The organism is Variovorax sp., assembly GCF_965279555.1.
Classification (GTDB): Bacteria; Pseudomonadota; Gammaproteobacteria; order Burkholderiales; family Burkholderiaceae_C; genus Variovorax.
In genome coordinates, this window is sequence record NZ_OZ257247.1 from 4,958,044 (window position 1) to 4,979,552 (window position 21,509).

The 21,509-nt window shown below is 68.7% G+C and carries 21 protein-coding genes; 3 read left to right on the forward strand and 18 right to left on the reverse strand.

Translation table 11 applies throughout. The features are described from left to right. Positions 1-438: a PACE efflux transporter gene (locus ACQY8B_RS23160; RefSeq protein ID WP_422088857.1), complete on the reverse strand. Its 438-nt coding sequence runs from the start codon at positions 436-438 to the stop codon at positions 1-3. A 123-nt stretch (positions 439-561) separates the two neighbouring features. On the opposite strand from ACQY8B_RS23160, the gene ACQY8B_RS23165 reads away from it, so the two are divergent. Then, a complete protein-coding gene (locus ACQY8B_RS23165) occupies positions 562-1,488 on the forward strand; it encodes a LysR family transcriptional regulator (protein ID WP_422088858.1) in 927 nt (308 codons plus the stop codon). Between the two features lie 7 nt (positions 1,489-1,495). Here ACQY8B_RS23165 and ACQY8B_RS23170 read toward each other — a convergent pair whose 3' ends face one another. The 15 genes from ACQY8B_RS23170 to ACQY8B_RS23240 all read right to left on the reverse strand — a co-directional run bounded on the left by ACQY8B_RS23170 (position 1,496) and on the right by ACQY8B_RS23240 (position 16,560). Further along, positions 1,496-2,158, reverse strand: a complete 663-nt coding sequence (locus tag ACQY8B_RS23170; RefSeq protein ID WP_422088859.1) for an SH3 domain-containing protein — start codon at positions 2,156-2,158, stop codon at positions 1,496-1,498. Between the two features lie 167 nt (positions 2,159-2,325). Beyond that, positions 2,326-3,378: a homocysteine S-methyltransferase family protein gene (locus ACQY8B_RS23175; protein ID WP_422088860.1), complete on the reverse strand. Its 1,053-nt coding sequence runs from the start codon at positions 3,376-3,378 to the stop codon at positions 2,326-2,328. A gap of 40 nt (positions 3,379-3,418) precedes the next feature. Continuing rightward, positions 3,419-4,243, reverse strand: coding sequence for an N-formylglutamate deformylase (hutG, locus tag ACQY8B_RS23180; protein WP_422088861.1), 825 nt, complete (start codon positions 4,241-4,243; stop codon positions 3,419-3,421). Between the two features lie 7 nt (positions 4,244-4,250). Beyond that, on the reverse strand, positions 4,251-5,633 hold the full coding sequence (locus ACQY8B_RS23185) for a formimidoylglutamate deiminase (RefSeq protein ID WP_422088862.1): 1,383 nt from the start codon (positions 5,631-5,633) through the stop codon (positions 4,251-4,253). Further along, positions 5,630-6,856: an imidazolonepropionase gene (gene hutI / locus ACQY8B_RS23190; RefSeq protein WP_422088863.1), complete on the reverse strand. Its 1,227-nt coding sequence runs from the start codon at positions 6,854-6,856 to the stop codon at positions 5,630-5,632. The genes ACQY8B_RS23185 and hutI overlap by 4 nt, the downstream gene beginning before the upstream one ends. A gap of 27 nt (positions 6,857-6,883) precedes the next feature. Further along, positions 6,884-7,456: a HutD family protein gene (locus tag ACQY8B_RS23195; RefSeq protein WP_422088864.1), complete on the reverse strand. Its 573-nt coding sequence runs from the start codon at positions 7,454-7,456 to the stop codon at positions 6,884-6,886. Positions 7,457-7,467: 11 nt separating this feature from the next. Continuing rightward, positions 7,468-8,136: an amino acid ABC transporter permease gene (locus tag ACQY8B_RS23200; protein ID WP_422088865.1), complete on the reverse strand. Its 669-nt coding sequence runs from the start codon at positions 8,134-8,136 to the stop codon at positions 7,468-7,470. Positions 8,137-8,143: 7 nt separating this feature from the next. Beyond that, a complete protein-coding gene (locus ACQY8B_RS23205) occupies positions 8,144-8,905 on the reverse strand; it encodes a transporter substrate-binding domain-containing protein (RefSeq protein WP_422088866.1) in 762 nt (253 codons plus the stop codon). Between the two features lie 45 nt (positions 8,906-8,950). Beyond that, positions 8,951-9,685, reverse strand: a complete 735-nt coding sequence (locus ACQY8B_RS23210; RefSeq protein WP_422088867.1) for an IclR family transcriptional regulator — start codon at positions 9,683-9,685, stop codon at positions 8,951-8,953. A gap of 143 nt (positions 9,686-9,828) precedes the next feature. Continuing rightward, entirely contained in the window at positions 9,829-11,556 is a 1,728-nt protein-coding gene (hutU, locus tag ACQY8B_RS23215) for a urocanate hydratase (protein WP_422088868.1), read from the reverse strand. A gap of 30 nt (positions 11,557-11,586) precedes the next feature. After that, on the reverse strand, positions 11,587-13,146 hold the full coding sequence (gene hutH / locus ACQY8B_RS23220) for a histidine ammonia-lyase (RefSeq protein ID WP_422088869.1): 1,560 nt from the start codon (positions 13,144-13,146) through the stop codon (positions 11,587-11,589). A 61-nt stretch (positions 13,147-13,207) separates the two neighbouring features. Further along, positions 13,208-13,945: a histidine utilization repressor gene (hutC, locus tag ACQY8B_RS23225; RefSeq protein WP_422088870.1), complete on the reverse strand. Its 738-nt coding sequence runs from the start codon at positions 13,943-13,945 to the stop codon at positions 13,208-13,210. A gap of 8 nt (positions 13,946-13,953) precedes the next feature. After that, entirely contained in the window at positions 13,954-14,748 is a 795-nt protein-coding gene (locus ACQY8B_RS23230; RefSeq protein WP_422088871.1) for an ABC transporter ATP-binding protein, read from the reverse strand. Then, a complete protein-coding gene (locus ACQY8B_RS23235; protein ID WP_422088872.1) occupies positions 14,733-15,608 on the reverse strand; it encodes an ABC transporter permease in 876 nt (291 codons plus the stop codon). Before ACQY8B_RS23235 ends, ACQY8B_RS23230 begins: the two co-directional genes overlap by 16 nt. Beyond that, on the reverse strand, positions 15,589-16,560 hold the full coding sequence (locus ACQY8B_RS23240; protein WP_081271417.1) for an ABC transporter substrate-binding protein: 972 nt from the start codon (positions 16,558-16,560) through the stop codon (positions 15,589-15,591). Before ACQY8B_RS23240 ends, ACQY8B_RS23235 begins: the two co-directional genes overlap by 20 nt. Positions 16,561-16,849: 289 nt before the next feature. Between ACQY8B_RS23240 and recQ the strand changes: the two genes are divergently transcribed. Together recQ and ACQY8B_RS23250 are read left to right on the forward strand one after the other, a co-directional pair. Continuing rightward, positions 16,850-18,742 (forward strand): DNA helicase RecQ, encoded by a 1,893-nt coding sequence (recQ, locus tag ACQY8B_RS23245; RefSeq protein ID WP_422088873.1) that lies wholly within the window; start codon positions 16,850-16,852, stop codon positions 18,740-18,742. Positions 18,743-18,762: 20 nt separating this feature from the next. Next, positions 18,763-19,644 (forward strand): LysR family transcriptional regulator, encoded by an 882-nt coding sequence (locus ACQY8B_RS23250; RefSeq protein WP_422088874.1) that lies wholly within the window; start codon positions 18,763-18,765, stop codon positions 19,642-19,644. Between the two features lie 2 nt (positions 19,645-19,646). Here the strand turns inward: ACQY8B_RS23250 and ACQY8B_RS23255 are convergent, their stop codons facing one another. Beyond that, positions 19,647-20,639 (reverse strand): tripartite tricarboxylate transporter substrate binding protein, encoded by a 993-nt coding sequence (locus ACQY8B_RS23255; protein WP_422088875.1) that lies wholly within the window; start codon positions 20,637-20,639, stop codon positions 19,647-19,649. Beyond that, positions 20,636-21,433 (reverse strand): amidohydrolase family protein, encoded by a 798-nt coding sequence (locus ACQY8B_RS23260; RefSeq protein ID WP_422089099.1) that lies wholly within the window; start codon positions 21,431-21,433, stop codon positions 20,636-20,638. The genes ACQY8B_RS23255 and ACQY8B_RS23260 overlap by 4 nt, the downstream gene beginning before the upstream one ends. Positions 21,434-21,509: the final 76 nt, after the last annotated feature.

Genomic DNA, 21,509 nt, shown 5'->3' on the forward strand with positions numbered 1-21,509 from the left:
TCAGGCCGGCTGCGCTTCGCCCATGGCCGAGGCCGGCAGGCCGAACACGCGGTCGAACGCCCAGTTGAAGACGAAGGTGTAGACCAGGAAGAACACCACCAGGCCCAGGTCCATCACCAGCGCCTGCCAGAGCGACACGCCCAGGCCCCAGGCGAACATCGGCACCAGGAAGGCGATCAGCCCGCCCTCGAAGCCGATGGCATGGGCGATGCGGCGGCGCACGCTGCGCCCGCGCACTGCCTGGCGCGACTCCCAGCGCTCGAACAAGGCGTTGAAAGCCAGGTTCCAGAGCACCGCGATGACCGATGCAGCCACCGCCAGCGCGCCGGAATGGCCCAGCCCGGCGTCAGTCATCAATGCCAGGCCGGCGCTGGCGGCGACGATGGCGATCCCTTCGTAAAGGGAGATGTAGACAACTCGACGGCGAAGCCCCTGCATGATTTTTCCTCTTGCGTTCTGAATGCATGAAATGCGATGGGTGGACTTTATGTGTCTTTTGCTGATATAAAAAGTTAACTTGTTTCAGTTTTACTGATAGATCGACCCGAAAGCGTAAAGCCAATGGCCTTCACCAGCGAGAACGTCGAAGTCTTCCTGGCCGTGATCGACCACGGCTCCTTTTCGGCGGCTGCGCGGGCGCTGCGCCGGGTGCCATCGGCCGTGAGCATGGCCATCGCCAACCTCGAGGCAGAGCTCGACCTGCCGCTGTTCGACCGCAAGGGCCGCGAGCCCCAGCCGACCGCCGCCGCGCGCTCGCTGGAGCCGCAGGCGCGCATGCTGGCGACCCAGCTCAAGCAACTGCAGGTGCAGGCCCTTGCGCTGACCCAGGGCCTGGAAGACCGGCTCACGCTGGCCATCGCGCCGGAGCTGCTGGCCGCGCCGTGGAGCGGCCCGCTGGCCACGCTGGCGCAGGAATATCCGCTGCTGCAGGTCGAAGTGCTGGCCGCCCCGCAGGCCGATGCGCTCGAGCTGCTGCACAGCGGCCGTGCGCAACTGGCGCTGGTGTTCGAGCGCCCCAGCCTCGACGGCCGCGAAGGCTTCCAGGAAGTCGGCAGCGACCTCATGGTGGCGGTGATGGCGCCCGACCACCCGGTACTGCTCGCCGCCCCCGGCGGCAAGCTGCGCGAGGACCATCTGACGAACACCCGGCAGATCGTGGTGGCCGGGCGCGATCTGGCCACCAGCGATCCGCGCTTCGTGTTCGCCCGCCACATCTGGCGCACCGACAACGCGCTGGCCGCGCTGAGCCTGATCACCGCCGGGCTGGGCTGGGGCTGGCTGCAGCGCAACTTCGCGCGGCCTCACGTGGCGGCAGGCGCGCTGGTGGAAATTCCGTTCGAAAACCTCAGCAACGGGCTCGACCTGTGGGTCGACGTGGTGTGGTCACGCGAGCGCCCGCTCGGCCTGGGGGCGCAGCGCTTCGTGTCGCTGATCGCACGGGATCGCCGGGCGGCCGGCGAATGCGGCCCCAAGACCGGCGGCGGCTGACGCCCGGTCAGGGCCGGTGGCCACCGCCACCGTGGTGCCCGCCACCACCGCCACCGGGATGCGGCATGCCAGGGGGCGGCCCGGGACGGAACCCCGGATGCGGCCGCGGCGGCCTGAAGCCGGGATCGACCGGCGGCCGGATGCCGGGCGGTGGCGGCGGACGCACGCCCGGCCCCGGCGGCCGGAAGCCCGGTCCCGGCCAGGGGCGCGGCTGCCATCCCGGCCGGATCGGCGGCGGCGGTTGCCAGCCGGCCACGGGTGGCGGCGGCATGCCGCCCCACCAGCGCCGGTCGCCGTACCAGGGACGGTTGCGGTAGTAATTGCCCCAGTAGCTGCCGATCGCGAAGCCGACGATCGGCACGCCGATCACCGCGCCGTAGGTGGCCAGTGGCACGCGCTGGTCCTGGTAGGCGTAGTCGAGGTTGCGCGCCCAGACCCAGCCGCGCCCGCCGTCGGGCAGCACCACGTCGCACCAGCCGTAGCCGCTGGTACAGCCCACCACCTCGAGCGGCTGGCCGGGCGCCAGGCGCGCCACCAGCGGATAGTCGCCCGACGGGCCAGCCCGCAGGTTCACGGCGCCGCGCGTGAACGCCTGCTGCGCCGCCGCCGAAAGCGGCAGCACCAGTGCGACCGCGGCGATGCCGCCCCAGCGTCGTGGGAATGAGTTCATGGCAAGGCTCCTTGCGCCCAGCCTATGCCGGGGCCCCCAGCCCGTCAATCAGCGTGGGCCTGATTCAAGGAACACCGAGGAACCGGCTCCGCCGGGCTTCAGGTGTTGCCCCTGGCAGGCGGAAAGCGCAGCGACACGAAGCGCGCGAAGCCTGGGGGCGAGCCTCTTTATGCCGCCTCGCGGTAGAAGCCGGCGCTGTGGGCGCCCAGCGCGCGGCCCGGCATCGGTGCCACGGCCCGGCCGATGGCGGCGATGTGGTCCGGCGTAGTGCCGCAGCAGCCGCCCACGATGTTCACCAGCCCCTCGGCCGCGAACTCGTGCAGCAGGCGCGAGGTGACGTCCGGCGTTTCGTCGAAGCCGGTGTCGCTCATCGGGTTGGGCAGGCCGGCGTTCGGGTAGCAGCTGATGAAGGTGTCGCCGGCCACGCGCGCCAGTTCCTGGATGTAGGGGCGCATCAGCGCCGCGCCCAGCGCGCAGTTCAGGCCGATGGCCAGCGGCTGCGCATGGCGCACGCTGTGCCAGAAGGCGGTGACGGTCTGCCCGCTCAGGATGCGGCCCGAGGCGTCGGTCACCGTGCCGCTGATGATCAGCGGCAGGCGGTTGCCGCTGTTGTCGAAATACTCGTCCACCGCGAACAGCGCGGCCTTGGCGTTGAGCGTGTCGAAGATGGTCTCGACCAGGATCACGTCGGCGCCGCCCTCGACCAGCGCTTCGGTCTGCTCGTAGTAGGCCGCGCGCAGTTCCTCGAAGTTGACGTTGCGCGCGCCCGGGTCGTTCACGTCGGGGCTGATGCTCGCCGTCTTGGGCGTCGGGCCGAGGGCGCCGGCCACGAAGCGCGGCTTGTCGGGCGTGCTGAACTTGTCGCAGGCCGCGCGCGCCAGCTTGGCGGATTCGAGGTTCATCTCGCGCGCCAGATGGGCCATCTTGTAGTCCTCCTGCGCGATGGTGGTCGCGCCGAAGGTATTGGTCTCGATCAGGTCGGCGCCGGCCGCGAGGTAGCCCTCGTGGATGTCGCGGATCACGTCGGGCCGCGTGAGCGACAGCAGCTCGTTGTTGCCCTTGATGTCGCGATCGAAGTCCTTGAAGCGCTCGCCGCGGTACTGCTCTTCGGTGAGCTTGAAGCGCTGGATCATCGTGCCCATGGCGCCGTCGAGGATGGCGATGCGCTTGGCGAGGATGCCGGGCAGGGCCTGGCCGTGGGTGTAGACAAGGGGCTTCATAACCCCCGATTGTAGAAAGCGGGCCCGTCCCTGGCGGCCGTCAGCCCTTTCGGTGGTTCTCCACGAACGCCAGCACCGCCTCGATCATGCGCCGCACATGCGGCTGCACGCCCGCCGCCACCTCGGGCAGGTAGTCGAACGGCAGCTTCTCCTGCATGTAGCTCGACTGCGTCATCTCCAGCTGCACAGCGTGCACGCCGCCCGCCGGATTGCCGTACTGGCGCGTGATGTAGCCCCCGGTGAAGCGGCCGTTGAGCACACCCGTGTAGCCGGTGGCGCTTTCGGCGATGCCCAGCAGCGTCTGCGCCAGCGCCGGGTCGCAGCTGATGCCCTTGCCGGTGCCCAGGTTCAGGTCGGGCAGCTTGCCTTCGAAGAAACGCGGCAGCACCGAGCGGATCGAGTGGGCGTCCCACAGCGCGGCCACGCCGTGCTGCGCGCGGATGCGGGCGAGTTCTTCGGCCAGCTTCGCGTGGTAAGGCTGCCAGATGGCGTCGCGGCGCTCGGCGGTTTCCGCATCGCCCGGCAGGTCGGCGGGGTTGGCATACACCGGCGTGTCGTCGAAGGTGTCGACCGGGCACAGGCCGGTGACGCTCTGGCCCGGGTACAGGCTGGCGCCATCCGGCGGACGGTTCAGGTCGACCACGTAGCGCGAGTGCGTGGCCACGAGCACGGAGGCGCCCAGTTCATCGGCAAAGTCGTAGAGCCGTTCGAGGTGCCAGTCGGTGTCGGGCACGTGGCGCGCTTCTTCCGTGAAACGCTCTGCAAGAGCCGGCGGCACGTGCGTGCCGACGTGCGGCATCGAAATGAGCAGCGGGCGCGTGCCCTGGCGAAAGCGGAACGGCGGCTCGGTGGTGGTGAAGGCCATGGTGGGGTCAATCCTTGAGAAGTTGGGTGCGCGCGGCCACGAAGGCGGCCGCGGCTTCGTCGTGCAGCGCGTGGCGGCCGGCCGACACGCGTGGGCGGCCCGCCACCCAGACGCTGTCGATGGCCGAGGTGCGGTGGCTCGCGAAGACGTGGGCCGAGAGCATATCGGGCGCCGGCAGCCCCTGCAGCGCGAGGTGCGATGCGTCGAGCACGGCGAAGTCGGCCTGCTGCCCCGCTGCAAGACCACCGACCGCGCGGCCCGCGGCCTGCGCGCCGCCCTGCACCGCCTCGAGCGTCAGCGCGGTCGCGACATGCGGCTGCGCCGCGCTGGCGCCGACGTTGCGCTGGCGCTTGGCCAGGCGCTGGCTGTATTCGAGCATCAGCAGCTCTTCGGCCGCATTCACGCTGGCGTGGCTGTCCGAGCCCACGCCCCATGCGCCGCCGTGGCTGCGCCATTTGGCGAAGTCGAAGATGCCGTCGCCGAGGTTGGCTTCGGTCGTAGGGCACAGCCCCGCGACCGCGCCGCTCTGGGCCGCGTATTCGTACTCGGCGTCGTTCATGTGCGTGGCGTGCACGAGGCACCAGCGCGCATCGACCGGCGCGTGGTCGAGCAGCCACTCGACCGGGCGCAGGCCGCTCCAGGCCACGCAGTCGTCCACTTCCTTCGTCTGCTCGGCGATGTGGATGTGGATGGGCGCTGTGCGGTCGATGGCTTCGAGCCCCGCGATCGCATCGCGCAGGCCTTCGGGCGGCACGGCGCGCAGCGAGTGCGGTGCGAGGCCGAGGCGTGCGCCCTGCGCGTCGCAAACCGGCTTGAGCGCTTCGAGCAGCCGCAGCATCGAATCGGTCGAGCGGATGAAGCGGCGCTGCCCGTCGGTGGGCGGCTGGTCGCCGAAACCGCCGGTCTGGTAGAGCACCGGCAGCAGCGTGAAGCCGATGCCGGCCTTCTTCGCGGCGCGCAGCAGCGCCAGGCTCAGCGTGGCGTCGTCTGCATACGGACGGCCGTCTACGTCGTGGTGCACGTACTGGAACTCGCACACGCCGGTGTAGCCCGCTTCGAGCATCTCGGTGTAGAGCCACGTCGCGATGGCTTCCATGTGCTGCGGGCCGAGGCGCGCGGCAAAGCGGTACATCAGCGTGCGCCAGCTCCAGAAGCTGTCCTGCTGCTCGGCGCGGTGTTCGGTGAGGCCCGCGAAGGCGCGCTGGAAGGCGTGCGAATGCAGGTTGGGCATGCCGGGGATCACGGGGCCGCTGGCGGCTTGCGTGTCTGCCGGGCGTTGCGCACCGGCCTGCACCTGCGTGAGCTGGCCCGCATCGTTCCACGTCAACAGGACGTTCCTGGCCCAGCCTTCGGGCAGCAGCGCATCGGCCGCGAAAAGTGTGTGTGTCATGCGTTGGCTCCAATGGCGATGCGGCCCTGGCGCACCACGGTGCGCACGGGCCGCTGGCCGAACCAGTAGGCGAGTTCGGCCGCTTCGCGCACGTTCCACAGCACGAAGTTGGCGGGCATGCCGGGCGCGATGGCGCCGTGTGTGCCTTGCAGGCCCAGCGCGCGCGCTGCGTGCACGGTGACGCCGTCCAGCGCCTCGGGCACGGTGAGGCGGAACAGCGTGCAGGCCATGTTCACCATCAGCAGCAGGCTCAGCGCCGGCGAGGTGCCGGGGTTGTGATCTGTCGAAACCGCCATCGGCACGCCCGCGGCGCGCAGCGCTGTGATGGGCGGCAGGTGCGTGTCGCGCAGCGTGTAGTAGGCGCCGGGCAGCAGCACGGCCACGGTGCCCGAACGGCGCATCGCCTCGATGCCCTCGGCCGACAGGTGCTCGATGTGGTCGCACGACAGCGCGCCGTAGCGCGCGGCCAGCGCGGCGCCGCCCATGTCCGACAGCTGCTCCGCATGCAGCTTCACCGGCAGGCCCAGCGCCTTCGCGGCCTTGAAGACTTGTTCGGTCTCCTCGAGAGAGAAAGCGATGCGCTCGCAGAACACGTCGACCGCATCGACCAGCCCTTCGGCTGCGAGCGCGGGCAGCATCTCGCGGCAGACGAGGTCGATGTAGTCACCACTGCGGCCCGCGTATTCAGGAGGCAGCGCGTGCGCGCCGAGGAATGTGGTGCGCACCGTCACGCCATACGCTTCGCCAAGACGCCGCGCCACGCGCAGTTGCTTGCGCTCGTGTTCCAGCGAAAGGCCGTAGCCCGACTTGATCTCGATGGCGCACACGCCGTCGGCCAGCAACTGTTCGAGCCGTTTCGCGGCCTGCGTGAACAGCGTGTCTTCGTCGGCCTCGCGCGTGGCGCGCACCGAAGACACGATGCCGCCGCCGGCCTTGGCCACCTCTTCGTAGCTCGCGCCGGCGAGCCGCATCGCGAATTCGTTGGCGCGCTGGCCGCCGTAGACCAAGTGCGTGTGGCAATCGACCAGCCCCGGGGTGACCAGCGCGCCGCCGCCGTCGTGCTGCTTGAGTCCGATGAATTCCGTCGGCAATGCGTTGCGCGCGCCGACCCAGCGGATCGCGCCCTGCTCCACGACGATGGCGCCCTCCCCTGCTGCATCGGTGGCAAGGCGAAGACCGGTCCAGAGGCCGTCGGCGGAAGGAAATTCGTTGGCGGGTTTCATCGTCTTTCTTCTCGTTGGCTTTGCGGGTCAGGCAGGCAGGATGCGCACCGCGAGCAGTCGTGGATCGGCGCCGTCGGGCACCGCCTGCCACGCCTGTGCCGCGTCGGCCCACTGCAGGCCCTCGCCTTCTCGGCATGCTTCGTCGTTCAGGCGCCACGTGCCGCGCAACGCGAGCAGCACGCCGTGCGGCGCGGCTTCGATGGCCGATGCGCTGTCGAGAACCCGCACCTCGGCGCGCCACTGTCCGCGTCGCGTCATCACGTTGAAGTCGTTGGACGCACCGCCGAGCAGCGTGCAGTCGATGGCCTCGTCGCCGCTGAAGGCAAAGGGCCGGTGCGGCTCGTCGAGGCGATGGTCGATGCGCCCGTCGTGCGTGAAGAGACGCACGCCGTCGCCTTCGAGCAGCGTGATGCTGCGGTCGACGCCCGCGAAGACCGAGAACGGCCCCGCCGCCGCGATGGTCGCGATGCTCACGCGCCAGCCGAAGCTGTCGAGCCCCGCGCCTTGCGGCCAGCTCATGATTTCCTGCGTGGTGCCGCCGCCGTTTTTCCAGGGCGTGACAGGTAGAGAAGTGCGCGAGAAGCGCTGCTTGCCGCTCATTGCCGCACAGCTCATCGCATCAACCCGCCTTGGCGCAGCTTCTGCTCGAAGTGCCGCAGCACCAGCGTCATCGTCCCGGTCAGCACGAAGTACACGACCGCAATCGCGAGGTACACCTCCAGCGAACGGTAAGACACGCTGATGATCTTCTGCCCTTCGTGCATCACGTCGTGGATGGTCAGCAGCGACACCAGCGCCGAATTCTTGATGAGCGCGATGAACTCGTTGCCCAGCGGCGGGATCATGCGAACCACCGCCTGCGGCAGCACGATCTGGCGCATGGCCACGCCGGGCGTCATGCCCAGCGACTGCGCCGCCATCGTCTGGCCCTTGTCGATCGACTGGATCGCGCCGCGCACGATCTCCGACACGTATGCACCCGAATACACGCCGAGCCCCAGCACGCCGCAAAGGAAGGCCGGCAGCAGGATGCCGAAGTGCGGCAGCCCGAAGAACAGGATGAACAACTGCACCAGCAGCGGCGTGCCGCGAATGGCGGCCACGTAGGCGGTGCACGCGCCGTAGATCCAGCGCCGCTTCGGGTTCAGCCGGCCGATGCCGACCAGGAGGCCCAGCACGCAGCCGAGCGCCAGCGCGCAGGCGGTGATCTCCACCGTGACCAGCGCGCCGCGCAGCAGGTCGGGCCAGCCCTGCCAGACGGGCGAGAAATCGAGATCCATGGCGGGCTTACTTTGCGGCCGTGCTGAACCACTTCTTCACGATCTGGTCGTAGGTGCCGTCGGCTTTCAGCTTCTCGATGGCGCCGTTCACCGCCTTGGTGAGTTCCGGCGTGTCCTTGCGGATGGCCATGCCGTATTCCTCGGTGGTGATCTGCTCGGGCAGCACCTTCAGGCCGCCGCGCGTGCGCACGTACTGGTAGGCGGCGGGCTTGCCGGTCACTGCGGCGTCGGCGCGGCCGATGTCCACGAGGTTGAACATCTCCTGGTTCTTCTCGACTTCCATCAACTGCACCTGCGGGAATTTCTCCTTTGTGTACGACACCGACTTGGTGCCCACCTGCACGCTGACCTTCTTGCCGTTGATGTCGGCCGGCGTCTTGATGGCGGTGTTGCCCTCCTTCACCATCACGACCAGGCCGCCCGCGTAGTACGGCACGGTGAAGTCGACGACCTTCTTGCGTTCGTCGGTGATGTAGATGCCCGAGACGGCCATGTCGAAGCGCTTGGAAATGAGGCCCGGCACGAGGCCCTTGAAGTCGATGTCGATCCACTCGATCTTGCGGCCCAGCGTCTTGCCGATGGCCTCGACCAGCTCCACGTCGAAGCCGGTGCGCTTGCCGTTCTCCACGAATTCCATCGGCGGGAAGGTGGCGTCGGTGGCCACGCGCAGCGGCTCGCCCTGCGCCTGGGCGGCGCCGGCGAAACCGAAGAGAGCAAGGCCGGAGAGTGCGGCGGCAGCAACGCAGACGAGGGTGCGACGGGTGTTCATGGTGAAAGGCTTCCGTGGGAGTAAAGAGGAAAAAGCAGCGCGCGACTACTGCAGGGCGCGAGAGATGCGGGCCGCCGTGACGACGGTCATGTGGAGCAATGCAGCTTCCATGCCCTCGACGCGCGTGAGCGGCGCCATGAGCGTGATCGCGCCGCGCAGCCGGCGGCCCGAGGCCAGCACCGGTGCGCTCGCGCCCCACACGCCGGCATCGACCTCGCCGTGGGTCACGGCATGGCCGGCTTCGCGGATGGCATCGAGTTCGGCGGCGCGTTCGGCGCGGCGTTCGGGGCTTTCGTCGAGACCGTCGAGCAAGGCGTCGCGCTGGTCGAGCGGCATGTGGGCCAGCAGGCACTTGGCGCTGGCGCCGTCGCGCGCGGGCACGCTGCGGCCGCGGTCGAAGGAGCAGCGCAGCGACTGCTCGCTGTCGATCATCTCCAGGCACACCACGCGGTCGTTCACCGCCGTGACCAGCGCGACGCTTTCATGCGTCTGCCGGGCCAGCTCGCGCATGTCGGCGCGCGCGGCCATCACGAGGTCGGAGTTGCCGTCGAAGCCGCTGGCGAGCTGCACGCTCACCGGGCCCGGCGAGTACCGGCCCTCGGACTCCATCACGAAGCCCCAGCGCCGCAGCGTGGCGATCTGACGGTACAGCGTGCTCTGCGACAGGCCGGTGGCCTGCACCAGCTCGGCCGCCGTCATCGCCGACTTGCTCTGCGCCAGCACCGACAGCACGTACAGGGCGCGGTCGTTGTGGGCAGGAGCGTCGGTCGGAGACGTCATCGGAGGCAGTCGCTGGAGGTCGAAAGTGGATGAAGCGGCGTGCAGTATCTTGCTCGCCGTTCTCACTTCCAAGCCTTGATTCCCATTCGATGGGAATGAGCGCGTTTTTTCTTTCTACCTTCGTCTTACCGCCCGGCTGGCCTTCACTTCACCATCGGCAGCTTCAGGCCCTGCTTCTTCGCGGTGGCGATGGCGATGTCGTAGCCGGCGTCGGCATGGCGCATGACGCCGGTGGCCGGGTCGTTCCACAGCACGCGTTCGATGCGCCTGGCCGCGGCGTCGGTGCCGTCGCACACGATCACCACGCCCGAATGCTGCGAGTAGCCCATGCCCACGCCGCCGCCGTGGTGCAGGCTGACCCAGGTGGCGCCGCCGGCCGTGTTGAGCAGGGCGTTGAGCAACGGCCAGTCGGACACGGCATCGGTGCCGTCCTTCATGGCTTCGGTCTCGCGGTTGGGGCTGGCGACCGAGCCGGTGTCCAGGTGGTCGCGGCCGATGACGATGGGCGCCTTCAGCTCGCCGTTCTTCACCATCTCGTTGAAAGCCAGGCCGGCGATGTGGCGCTCGCCCAGGCCCAGCCAGCAGATGCGCGCCGGCAGGCCCTGGAAGGCGATGCGCTCGCGCGCCATGTCGAGCCAGCGATGCGTGTGCTTGTTCTCCGGGAACAGCTCCTTGATCTTGGCGTCGGTCTTGTAGATGTCTTCCGGGTCGCCCGAGAGCGCCACCCAGCGGAACGGGCCCTTGCCTTCGCAGAACAGCGGTCGGATGTAGGCCGGCACGAAACCGGGGAAGTCGAAGGCGTTCTTCACACCCTCGTCGAACGCGACCTGGCGGATGTTGTTGCCGTAGTCGACCGTGGGGATGCCCATGGCCTGGAAGTCGAGCATGGCCTGCACGTGCACGGCGCACGACCTGGCGGCGGCCTTCTTCAGCGCGTCGTGCTGCGAGGCGTCCTTCATGGCCGCTTGCCATTGCGGCACGCTCCAGCCCGAAGGCAGGTAGCCGTTGATCAGGTCGTGCGCGGAGGTCTGGTCGGTCACGAGGTCGGGCTTCAGGCCACCGGCCTTCGCGCGCTTCACGAGTTCAGGAAGGATGTCGGCCGCGTTGCCCAGCAGAGCGATCGACACGGCTTCCTTCGCGTCGCAGTGCTGCTTGATCAGCTCGAAGGCATGGTCGATGTCGCGCGCCTGCTTGTCGACGTAGCGCGTGCGCAGGCGGAAGTCGATGCTCGACTGCTGGCATTCGATGTTGAGCGACACCGCACCGGCCAGCGTGGCCGCCAGCGGCTGCGCGCCGCCCATGCCGCCCAGGCCGGCCGTGAGGATCCACTTGCCAGCGAGGCTGTTGTCGTAGTGCTGGCGGCCGGCCTCCACGAAGGTCTCGAAGGTGCCCTGCACGATGCCCTGGCTGCCGATGTAGATCCAGCTGCCGGCCGTCATCTGGCCGTACATGAACAGGCCCTGGCGGTCGAGTTCGTTGAAGTGCTCCCAGTTGGCCCACTTCGGCACGAGGTTCGAATTGGCGAGCAGCACGCGCGGTGCGTTCTCGTGCGTCTTGAAAACGCCGACCGGCTTGCCCGACTGGATGAGCAGCGTCTCGTCGTCGTTCAGTTCCTTCAGCGACGCGAGGATCTGGTCGTAGCAGGCCCAGTTGCGCGCGGCGCGGCCGATGCCGCCGTACACCACCAGGTCTTGCGGGCGCTCGGCCACCTCGGCGTCGAGGTTGTTCTGCAGCATGCGGAACGGCGCTTCGGTGAGCCAGCTCTTGCAGTTGAGCTCGCTGCCGCGCGGGGCGCGGATCACGCGGGTCGGGTCGTGGCGCGGGTCGGTTGCGTCGGGGTTGTTCAGGGCGAATTTCTCGGGAGCGTTCATGGCGTGGTTCTCCTATCTGTCGGGTGTGTTTTACGAGTGGCTGGGCAGGATGTCGAGCAGCGCGGCCGGCAGCTCGGCCTTCAGCGCCCACTGGCGCATGGCTTCGATGTCGGGGGCGAGGTAGCGGTCGCGTTCGAGGAAGGCGACCTTCTGGCGGATGGCGGCGAATTCGGCCTCCACCAGCGGCGAGCTCTTGAGCTTGCGCTTGAGTTCGATGCCTTGCGCGGCGGCCATGGCTTCGATGCCGACGACCACCGCCGTGTTGTTGACCATGTCGGCCAGGCGTCGGCCCGCGAAGGTGGCCATCGACACATGGTCTTCCTGGTTGGCGGAAGTGGGCAGGCTGTCGACGCTGGCGGGATGTGCGAGCGACTTGTTCTCCGAAGCCAGCGCCGCGGCCGTGACCTGCGCGATCATGAAGCCGGAGTTGAGGCCGCCGTCGCGCACCAGGAAAGGCGGCAGGCCCGACAAGCCGCTGTCGAGCAGCAGCGCAAGACGGCGCTCCGCGATCGCGCCGACTTCGCTCACGGCCAGCGCAATGATGTCGGCCGCGAATGCGACAGGCTCGGCGTGGAAGTTGCCGCCCGAGATGACCTCGCCCGTGTCGGTGAAGACCAGCGGGTTGTCCGATGCGGCGTTGGCTTCGATCACCAGCACGCGCGCGGCATGCGCGAGGTTGTCGAGGCACGCGCCCATCACCTGCGGGATGCAGCGCACCGAGTACGGGTCTTGCACGCGGCCGCAGTCGGCATGCGACGGCACGATCTCGCTGCCTTCGAGCAGCGTGCGCACCGCGCCGGCCACGGCGATCTGGCCCGGCTGGCCGCGCGCGGCGTGGATGCGTGCATCGAACGGCTTGATCGAACCCTGGATGGCTTCGAGCGACAGCGCGCCCGACATCAGCGCCGAGGCGAACACGTCTTCCGCGCCGAACAGGCCGGCCAGCGCCAGCGCGGTCGACACCTGCGTGCCGTTGAGCAGCGCCAGGCCTTCCTTGGGGCCGAGTACGAAGGGTTCGAGGCCGATGCTGCGCATCGCCTCGGCACCGCCGACGACCTTGCCGTCGGCCAGCGTCGCCTGGCCTTCGCCGATCAGCACACAGGCCATGTGCGCGAGCGGCGCGAGGTCGCCGGAAGCGCCGACCGAGCCCTTGCACGGAATGCTCGGCGTGACGCCCGCGTTGAACAGGGCCAGCAGCGCATCGACCAGCGCGGGCCGAACGCCCGAATGGCCGCGCGCCAGGCTCACCGCCTTGGTCGCGAGGATCATGCGCACGACAGGCGCAGCCAGCGGCTCGCCCGTGCCCACGCTGTGCGACAGCACCAGGTTGCGCTGCAGCTCGGCCAGGTGGTCGTTGCCGATGCGCGTGCTCGCGAGCTTGCCGAAGCCGGTGTTGATGCCGTAGACGACCTGGTCGTTCTCGACGATGTGGCGCACGGCGGCCTCGGCGCGCAGCATGCCCTCGCGCACCGACGCATCGAGCGCAAGCTGCACGCCGCCGGCCTGGATGCGACGCAGCGTCGCAAGGTCGACCTTGCCGGGCATGAGGGTCAAGGTGGCATCTGGATTGGCTGTGTGATTGCTTGGCATGTGAACCTGTCTATACAAGTGGTTGCGAGAGAAAACGTAGGTCTATGAGGACGAAAAAAAGCTATCCGAAGCTCGGGTTGCCGTCGGCTCGGAAGCGGCTGCCCAGGCTGTAGCGCGAGGCGGGATGCAGGCAGCGCACCCAGGTCACGGGCGTGTTGCGTATCCAGGTGCGGCGCGTCAGCAGCAGGCAGGGGTCGGTGGGTTCCATCGCGAGCCTCTTTGCCTGCTCGACGTTGGGCAGCACGGCATCGACAACGTGTTCGATCTGGTCGAAGGGCACGTTGCGCACCAGGTACTCGCTGGGCGGCATGGCGGTGAAGTCCTGCTCGAGGTAGTCGGGCACGACCTGCGGATTGACGTAGCGCTCTTCGAGCTGCACCGGCGTTTCGTTCTCCAGGTGCAGGCAGGCGCTGTGGAACACCGAGTCGCCCGGGCGCAGGTCGAGCCACGCGGCCACGTCGGGCGAAGCGGCAATGCGCTCGACCTCGATCATTTCGCAGCGGTAGTCGTGCCCGCGCTGGCGGATTTCGCTGGCGATGTTGGCGATCTGCAGCAGCGTGGACTGCGGCTTGTTCTCGGCCACGAAGCTGCCGACGCCGGCCACGCGCACGATGCGGCCCTGCTCCACCAGCTCGCGCAGCGCACGGTTCACCGTCATGCGCGCCATGCCGAACTGCGCCACCAGCTCGTGCTCCGAAGGCAGGCGGTGGCCGGGCGGCCAGGTGCCGTCCTGGATCTTTCTGGAGATGTGATCCTTGACTTGCGCGTAGAGCGCGAGGGTCGGCAGGTCGCGTTTCATCGTTTCGGTCAATGCTCCGCCGCCGCCATCGACTCGGCGCGGATCTCTTCCGTCAACCGCGCCTTGATTTCCATGAACTCCGGCGAAGTCTTGATCGTGTAGCTGCGCGGATGCGGAAAGTCGACCGCGATCTCCGTCTTGATGCGTCCCGGCCGCGCGCTGAACACCGCCACGCGGTTGGCCATGAAGATCGCCTCGTCGATGTCGTGCGTGACGAAGAGCACCGTCTTCTGCGCCGACTCCCAGATGCCGAGCAGCAGCTCCTGCATCAGCACACGGGTCTGGTTGTCGAGCGCGCCGAAGGGCTCGTCGAGCAGCAGCATCTTGGGGTCGTTGGCGAGTGCGCGCGCAATGGCCGTGCGCTGCTGCATGCCACCCGAAAGCTGCTTCGGAAAATGGTGCTCGAAGCCGCGCAGCCCGACCTTGGCGATGAAGAACTCGCTGCGCTCCTTCTGGTCGGCCTCGCTCATGCCGCGCTCGCGCAGGCCGAAGCGGATGTTCTGCGCCACCGTGAGCCACGGGAACAGCGTGTAGCTCTGGAACACCACGCCGCGGTCGGCTCCCGGGCCTTCGATGCGCTCGCCGTCGAGCAGCACCTGGCCGGTGGTCGGAAAGTCGAGCCCCGCCACGATGCGCAGAAGCGTCGACTTGCCGCAGCCCGAGGGGCCGAGGATGGTGACGAAGTCGTTCTCCTTCACCTCGAAGTCGATCGGCTGCAACGCCTGTGTGCGCTGGCCCTTGGTGCCGGTGAAGACGCGCGACACGCCCTGGATGGAAAGTTGGTTCTTCACAGTGCGGCCCATGCGAACAGACGGCGGTTGAGTGCCTTGAAAGCGAAGTCGGACAGCAGGCCGATGACGCCGATCACGATGATTCCGAAGATGATCTGGCCGGTGTTCAGCAGCGCCTGGCTGTCGGTGATCATGTGGCCGATGCCCGACGAGGAGCCGATCAGTTCCGCCACGATCACGTAAGTCCAGGCCCAGCCCAGCACCAGGCGCAGCGTTTCCGCGATGCCCGGCGCCGCGCCCGGAATGAGCACGCGCGCCACGATGCCTCGGCTGTTGGCGCCCAGCGTGTAGGCCGCTTCGACGAGGTCGCGCCGCGCGCCGCCCACGGTGACGGCCACCATCAGCACGATCTGGAAGAACGAGCCGATGAAGATCACCAGCAGCTTCTGCATTTCGCCCAGGCCCGCCCACAGGATGAGCAGCGGAATGAAAGCCGAGGCCGGCAGGTAGCGGCAGAACGAAACGAAGGGCTCGAAGAAGGCCTCGACGGTCTTCCAGGTGCCCATAGCGATGCCCAGCGGCACCGCGAACACGGCCGCCAGCAGGAAGCCGCCGAACACGCGCCACACGGTCATGCCGATGTCGCCGATGAAGCCGTACTCGGTGAAGAGCAGCCAGCCTTCCTTGACCATGGTGGGCGGGCTCGCCAGGAAGGTCGGCGGCACGAAGCCGCCGAGCGTGGCAATGGCCCAGACCAGCACGAAGACGACGAAGAACGCGAGCCCCAGCAGCACGCGCGCACGCGTGCCGATGGGTTCGAGCGGCGCGAGCGCGCGGCGGCGCGCGGGCACGACGACGGCCGGTGCCGCAGCCGCCGCGGCGGACGGCGCCTGCGCCATCTGCGGCATGGCCTTACTTGACGAAGCTTGCATCGAAGGTCACAGAAAGATCTTCAGGCGCCTTGCGGATCACGCCGGCTTCCAGAAGGATGGGCGTGGCCTCCTTCATGAAGCTGGTGAGTTCACCCGCGAAGAACTTCTGGTTGGCCGCCTTGTCCTGCCAGCGCAGGAAGGCCGACGACTTGGCGAACTGCTCGCCGCTCTGCTTCACGGCCGAGCCCATGAGTTCGTTCGACTTCTCGGGTTCGGCCTTGATCATGTCCAGCGCGTCGAAGTACGACTTGGTGAGCGCGGCGGCGGCCTTGGCGTTGGCCTTGAGCCAGGTGGGCGCGCAGCCGACGGTGTCCATCACCATCGGGTAGTCGAGCGTGGTGGCCAGGATCTTGCCGGCGGCGGGGTTGGCGCGCACGGTCGACAGGTACGGCTCGTAGGTCATGGCGGCGTCGTTCTGGCCGGCCACGAAAGCCTGGGCCGAAGCCTGCGGCGACAGCGTGGTGGTCTTCACGTCCTTCAGCGTCATGCCGTTCTTGCTGAGCATCCAGGCCAGGCCGAAGTAGGGCGCGGTGCCGGGCGCGTCCACGCCGATGGTCTTGCCCTTGAGGTCGGAGAACTTGCTGACGTCGCCGCGCACCGCGAGGCCGTCGGCGCCGTAGGACTTGTCCATCTGGAAGATCTGCACGATGGGCACGCCGTTGGCGTTCCAGGCCACGTGCGTTTCCACCGTGGTGGCCGCGCACTGGATGGCGCCGGAGGCCAGCGCCAGGTGGCGGTCTTTCTGCGGAATCATCTTGAGCTCGACGTCGAGCCCGTTCTTCTTGAAGATGCCGGCCTTGTCGGCCAGCGAGAGCGGCGCGAAGCCGGTCCAGCCGGACATGCCGAGCGCAATCTTCGTTTCCTGGGCGGCGGCCGTTCCGGCCATGCCCGCTGCACATGCACCTGCTGCCAGCAGCGAAGCGACTTTCACAACTACCGTCTTCTTGACCATGGGTACTCCTGGGTCTGTTTCTTGGGAAAAGGCTCGGCGGATGCACCCGGTGGCCGGGTAACGCGCGCCTCGCATTGTTGCCAAGCGCCCCAACTTGTATATACAGGATAACCCGGAAGGTCATTTTTGGTGCACTTCCTTGGGGAATGCACCGATTTGCTGTCTAGACAAGAAAGGTCGCGGGACGGGGGCAACTATTGCAAACCTCGTGCCACGGCCACTTGGGTGCCGCTGGGGGACAATCGACGGCCCGCGCCCCCAGTCCCTTTCCGCCCCTCATTCCCCGCCTGTGTCCTCTCTCGCTCCCCGCCCCATCGACGCCTCCGGCAGCAGCGCTCCCGCCGACATCCTCCACGAGGTCTTCGGGTACTCGCAGTTCCGGGGAGCCCAGCAGGACATCGTCGATCACGTGGTGGCCGGCGGCGACGCGCTGGTGCTGATGCCCACGGGCGGCGGCAAGTCGCTGTGCTACCAGATTCCCGCCATCGCCAGGCAGCGCGCGGGGCAAGGCGTGGCGATCGTGGTGTCGCCGCTGATCGCGCTGATGCACGACCAGGTGGGCGCGCTGCACGAGGCCGGCGTGAGCGCGGCCTTTCTCAATTCCACGCTCGACTGGGAAGAGACGCAGGACGTGGAGCGCCGCATGCTGCGCGGCGAGATCACGCTGCTGTACGCGGCGCCCGAGCGGGTGAACACCCCGCGCTTCCTGTCGCAGCTCGATTCGCTGAAGGAGCGCGGCAAGCTGTCGCTGTTTGCCATCGACGAGGCGCATTGCGTGAGCCAGTGGGGCCACGACTTTCGCCCCGAGTACCGCGCGCTCACCGTGCTGCACGAGCGCTATGCGGGTGTGCCGCGCATCGCGCTCACGGCCACGGCCGATGCGCTCACGCGGGCCGACATCGTCGAGCGGCTGCAGCTGGAAGAAGCGCGCCAGTTCGTCTCCAGCTTCGACCGGCCGAACATCCGCTACACCATCGTCGAGAAGAAAGACGCCACCACGCAGCTGCTGCGCTTCATCGAGCGCGAGCACGAAGGCGACGCCGGCGTGGTCTATTGCCAGTCGCGCAAGCGGGTGGAAGACGTGGCAGTGACGCTGCGCGACGCGGGCATCAACGCCCTGCCCTATCACGCGGGCCTGGACGCGGCGGTGCGCCAGAAGCACCAGGACCGCTTCCTGCGCGAGGAAGGCATCGTGATGGTGGCAACCATCGCCTTCGGCATGGGCATCGACAAGCCCGACGTGCGCTTCGTGGGCCACCTCGACATGCCTAAGAACATCGAGGGCTACTACCAGGAAACCGGCCGCGCCGGCCGAGACGGCGGCCCTGCCGACGCCTGGATGGCCTATGGCCTGCAGGACGTGGTGAACCAGCGCCGCATGATCGACGAGAGCCCCGCCGGCGAAGAGTTCAAGCAGGTGATGCGCGGCAAGCTCGACGCGCTGCTCTCGCTGGCCGAGGCCAGCGACTGCCGCCGCGTGCGCCTGCTGGGTTACTTCGGCGAGAAGAGCACGCCCTGCGGCAACTGCGACAACTGCCTGAACCCGCCGCAGGTGTGGGACGGCACCGATGCCGCGCGCAAGCTGCTGAGCACCATCTACCGCGTGCAGCAGCTGAGCGGCATCAGCTTCGGCGCGGGGCACATCATGGACATCCTGCGCGGCAAGGCCACCGAGAAGGTCAAGCAGTTCGGGCACGAGCGGGTCAGCACCTTCGGCATCGGCGCGGAGTTCAGCGAGGTGGCGCTGCGCGGCGTGTTGCGCCAGCTGATCGCCACCGGCGCGCTGGCGGTCGACGCGGAAGCGTTCAACACGCTGAAGCTCACCGAAGGCTCGCGCGCGGTGCTCAAGGGCGAGGCCCAGGTGACGCTGCGCGAGTCGGTGTCGTCGCCGGCGGAGCGCAAGTCCCGGCGCGAGAAAACCGTCAAGGGCGCGCCCTCGCCGGCCGCCGCCAAGCTCGACGACACCGGCAAGAAGCGCTTCGAGGCGCTCAAGGCCTGGCGTGCCGAGGTGGCGAAGGAACACAACCTGCCGGCCTACGTGATCTTCCACGACGCCACGCTGGCGGCCATTGCCGAGCGCGCGCCGGCCACGCTCGAAGACCTGCAGGGCATCAGCGGCATCGGCACCAAGAAGCTCGAGGCCTACGGGGCCGAAGTGCTGCGGGTCTGCGAAGCGTTCTGACGCAAAAAGAGAGCGCTGCCTTGGACACCCGGCAGATGCGCTGCGTCGTCGCGATTGCCGAAGCCGGCAGTCTCACCAAGGCGGCCGAGCGGCTGGGCCTGGCACAGCCGGCACTCACGCAGACGCTGAACCGGCTGGAGCAGGAACTCGGCACGCGGCTGTTCACGCGCTCGCGCCGCGGCGCTGCGCTGACCGACGCGGGCCTGGCCGTCATCGACGACATGCGCGCCAGCCTTGCCTATGGCGACACGGCCGCCGAGCGTGCCCGCGCGATGGGCGCCGGGCGCGCGGGCCGGCTCACGATCGGCTTCGTGACGCACGCGGTCTACGAGGTGCTGCCGAACGCGCTGCGCCGGCTGCGTGCCGGGCATCCGCAGCTCGACGTGGTGCTGCGCGAGATGAGCAATGCCGAACAGGTGGCGGCGCTGGAGGGCGGGCGCATCGACATCGCGCTGCTGCATCCGCCGGTGTCGGTCACGGCCCGGGTGCACGAGCTGCGGCTGGGCGAGGAGTCGCTGATCGCCGCGCTGCCGGCCGCATGGCCGCTGGACGAGGACGGCTGCGTCTCTCTCGCGGACATCGCGCGGCACGGGCTGGTGTGGTTTCCGGAACAGCAGATTCCCGCCTTGCGCGCGCAGCTGCTGGGTGCGCTGCGCCGTGCCGGCCACGAGACGCGGGTGGTGCAGGACGCCAACCGCACGCTGACGGTGCTGTCCTGCGTGGCGGCGGGGCTGGGGTGGTCGCTGCTGCCGCGCTCGGTGCGCGCGCTGCGGCACGAGGGCGTGCGCTATGCCGAGGTGCGCGACGGCGCGGGGCTGCCGCCCTTCGAACTGTCGGCGCTGTGGCTGGCGCGCTCACGGCCGACCTTCGCCGATGCGTTCGCGGCGATGCTGCGCGGCTGACGTCAATCCATCTGGATCTTGTTGTCCTTCGCGAGCTTGGTCCACTTGGCGATCTCGGCGCGGCGGAAGCCGTCGAGCTCGGCAGGGGTGGAGCCGATCACCTCGGCGCCCAGCGCTTCGAGCCGGCCGCGCACCTCGGGGTCCTTGAGCGTGGCCGCGAACTCTTTCGAGAGCCGATCCGCCACCGGCGCGGGCGTGCCCGCCGGCACGAACACGGCATTCCATTCGTAGACCTCGTAGCCGGGCAGGCCGGCCTCGGCCACGGTGGGCAGTTGCGGCAGGGCCGGCGCGCGCGCCTTGCCGGTCACGGCCAGCGGGCGCAGCTTGCCGTCCTTGATGAAAGGCAGGCTCGAAGCCAAGCTGGCGAAGAACACCGGCACATGGCCCGACATCACGTCGGTGAGCGCGGGACCGCCGCCCTTGTAGGCCACGTGCGTCATCTGCACGCCGGCCATCGAGGCGAACAGCTCGCCCGCAAGGTGCTGCGCCGAGCCGTTGCCCGACGAGGCGTAGTTGATGGCGCCCGGCTTCGCCTTGGCCTCCGCGATCAGGTCGGCCACGCTCTTGATCGGCGCCGACGGGTTCACCACCAGCACGTTGGGCACCCTCACCAGCAGCGACACCGGCGCCAGTTCGCGCAGGGTGTCGAAGGGCATCTTGCGCAGCGCCGGGTTCTGCGCGTGGTTGGAAGCGTCGAGCAGCACGGTGTAACCGTCGGGCGCGCTCTTGGCGACGAGGTCGCCGCCGATGGCGCCACCGGCACCGCCGCGGTTGTCGATCACCACCGGCTGGCCCAGCTTCACCGACAGCTTGGGCGCGATGATGCGCGCCACCGCGTCGACCGTGCCGCCCGGCGGATAGCTGACGACCAGCCGCACCGGCTTGGAAGGCCATGTCTCGGCATGGGCGCAGAAACCGCTCAGCAGCAGGGCCGCGCCCGCGAGGGCGAGGGGAATGGCGCGCAGCAGGCGCGCGCGTGGAATTTCATTGGTCATTTGTCGATGTCTCCTGTCTTGAACTTGAACAACCGGGCGGGCGTGTCGACCAGGATGCGGCGCCGCGCGGCGGCATCGGGCACCCAGTCGGCCAGCGCCGCATGGGCGGCGGCGTAGTCGGCAATCTCGCGGTGCTGGGTGTGCGGCCAGTCGCTGCCCCACACCAGGCGATCGGGGCCGAAGGCCTTCAGCAGCGCCTGGGCGGCGTCGTGTGCGGCGACGGCTTCGGTGGCCGCGGGCCAGTTGCGGTAGGCGGCCGAGAGCTTGACCCAGACGCGCCCGCAGGCCGCGGCATCGAGCAGCCAGGCAAAGCCTTCATCGGAACATGCGGGCGCCGATGCGGGCCGGCCGAAGTGGTCCACCACCAGCGCGCAGCCGGCGTCGAGCACGGCTTGCGCGGCCAGCGGCAGGTCGCGCGATTCGCGGTGCAGCTCCACATGCCAGTCCAATGCGCGCACGCGGGCGAAGAGCTGCCGCCAGTCGGGCTGCGAGAAATCGGGCAACGGCATGCCCACGAGGTTGAGGCGGATGCCGCAGACACCGGCGGCGGCCATCGCCTGCAGCGTGGCGTCGTCCACCCCGGGGTCGACCACGGCAACGCCGCGCAGGCGCGCCGGGCAGGCACGCAGCGTGTCGATCAGAAAACCGTTGTCGGTGCCGAGAAAGCTGGGCTGCACCAGCACGCCATGCGAGACACCGTGCGCATCGAGCAACCCGAGGTACTCGTCCAGCGTGGCGTCGTAGTCGGGCGCATGCCGGCGCGTGGCCGCCAGGGGCAGGCCGCGCACGAACATGTGGGCGTGGCTGTCGATGGCGGTGATGGCGGCGGAGGGCACGGCGTTGTCTCTGGCGGAATCGTTGTGCGTCCGC

Bases quoted from the DNA above. Each gene is read 5' to 3' on its own strand.
- ACQY8B_RS23170 (WP_422088859.1), bottom strand. From the start codon at position 2,158: ATGAACTCATTCCCACGACGCTGGGGCGGCATCGCCGCGGTCGCACTG.
- ACQY8B_RS23235 (WP_422088872.1), bottom strand. From the start codon at position 15,608: ATGCAAGCTTCGTCAAGTAAGGCCATGCCGCAGATGGCGCAGGCGCCG.
- hutU (WP_422088868.1), bottom strand. From the start codon at position 11,556: ATGAACGCTCCCGAGAAATTCGCCCTGAACAACCCCGACGCAACCGAC.
- ACQY8B_RS23165 (WP_422088858.1), top strand. From the start codon at position 562: ATGGCCTTCACCAGCGAGAACGTCGAAGTCTTCCTGGCCGTGATCGAC.
- ACQY8B_RS23230 (WP_422088871.1), bottom strand. From the start codon at position 14,748: ATGGGCCGCACTGTGAAGAACCAACTTTCCATCCAGGGCGTGTCGCGC.
- ACQY8B_RS23240 (WP_081271417.1), bottom strand. From the start codon at position 16,560: ATGGTCAAGAAGACGGTAGTTGTGAAAGTCGCTTCGCTGCTGGCAGCA.
- hutH (WP_422088869.1), bottom strand. From the start codon at position 13,146: ATGCCAAGCAATCACACAGCCAATCCAGATGCCACCTTGACCCTCATG.
- ACQY8B_RS23205 (WP_422088866.1), bottom strand. From the start codon at position 8,905: ATGAACACCCGTCGCACCCTCGTCTGCGTTGCTGCCGCCGCACTCTCC.
- hutI (WP_422088863.1), bottom strand. From the start codon at position 6,856: ATGAAACCCGCCAACGAATTTCCTTCCGCCGACGGCCTCTGGACCGGT.
- ACQY8B_RS23260 (WP_422089099.1), bottom strand. From the start codon at position 21,433: ATGTTCGTGCGCGGCCTGCCCCTGGCGGCCACGCGCCGGCATGCGCCC.
- ACQY8B_RS23195 (WP_422088864.1), bottom strand. From the start codon at position 7,456: ATGAGCGGCAAGCAGCGCTTCTCGCGCACTTCTCTACCTGTCACGCCC.
- hutC (WP_422088870.1), bottom strand. From the start codon at position 13,945: ATGAAACGCGACCTGCCGACCCTCGCGCTCTACGCGCAAGTCAAGGAT.
- ACQY8B_RS23160 (WP_422088857.1), bottom strand. From the start codon at position 438: ATGCAGGGGCTTCGCCGTCGAGTTGTCTACATCTCCCTTTACGAAGGG.
- ACQY8B_RS23175 (WP_422088860.1), bottom strand. From the start codon at position 3,378: ATGAAGCCCCTTGTCTACACCCACGGCCAGGCCCTGCCCGGCATCCTC.
- ACQY8B_RS23200 (WP_422088865.1), bottom strand. From the start codon at position 8,136: ATGGATCTCGATTTCTCGCCCGTCTGGCAGGGCTGGCCCGACCTGCTG.
- ACQY8B_RS23255 (WP_422088875.1), bottom strand. From the start codon at position 20,639: ATGACCAATGAAATTCCACGCGCGCGCCTGCTGCGCGCCATTCCCCTC.
- ACQY8B_RS23210 (WP_422088867.1), bottom strand. From the start codon at position 9,685: ATGACGTCTCCGACCGACGCTCCTGCCCACAACGACCGCGCCCTGTAC.
- hutG (WP_422088861.1), bottom strand. From the start codon at position 4,243: ATGGCCTTCACCACCACCGAGCCGCCGTTCCGCTTTCGCCAGGGCACG.
- ACQY8B_RS23185 (WP_422088862.1), bottom strand. From the start codon at position 5,633: ATGACACACACACTTTTCGCGGCCGATGCGCTGCTGCCCGAAGGCTGG.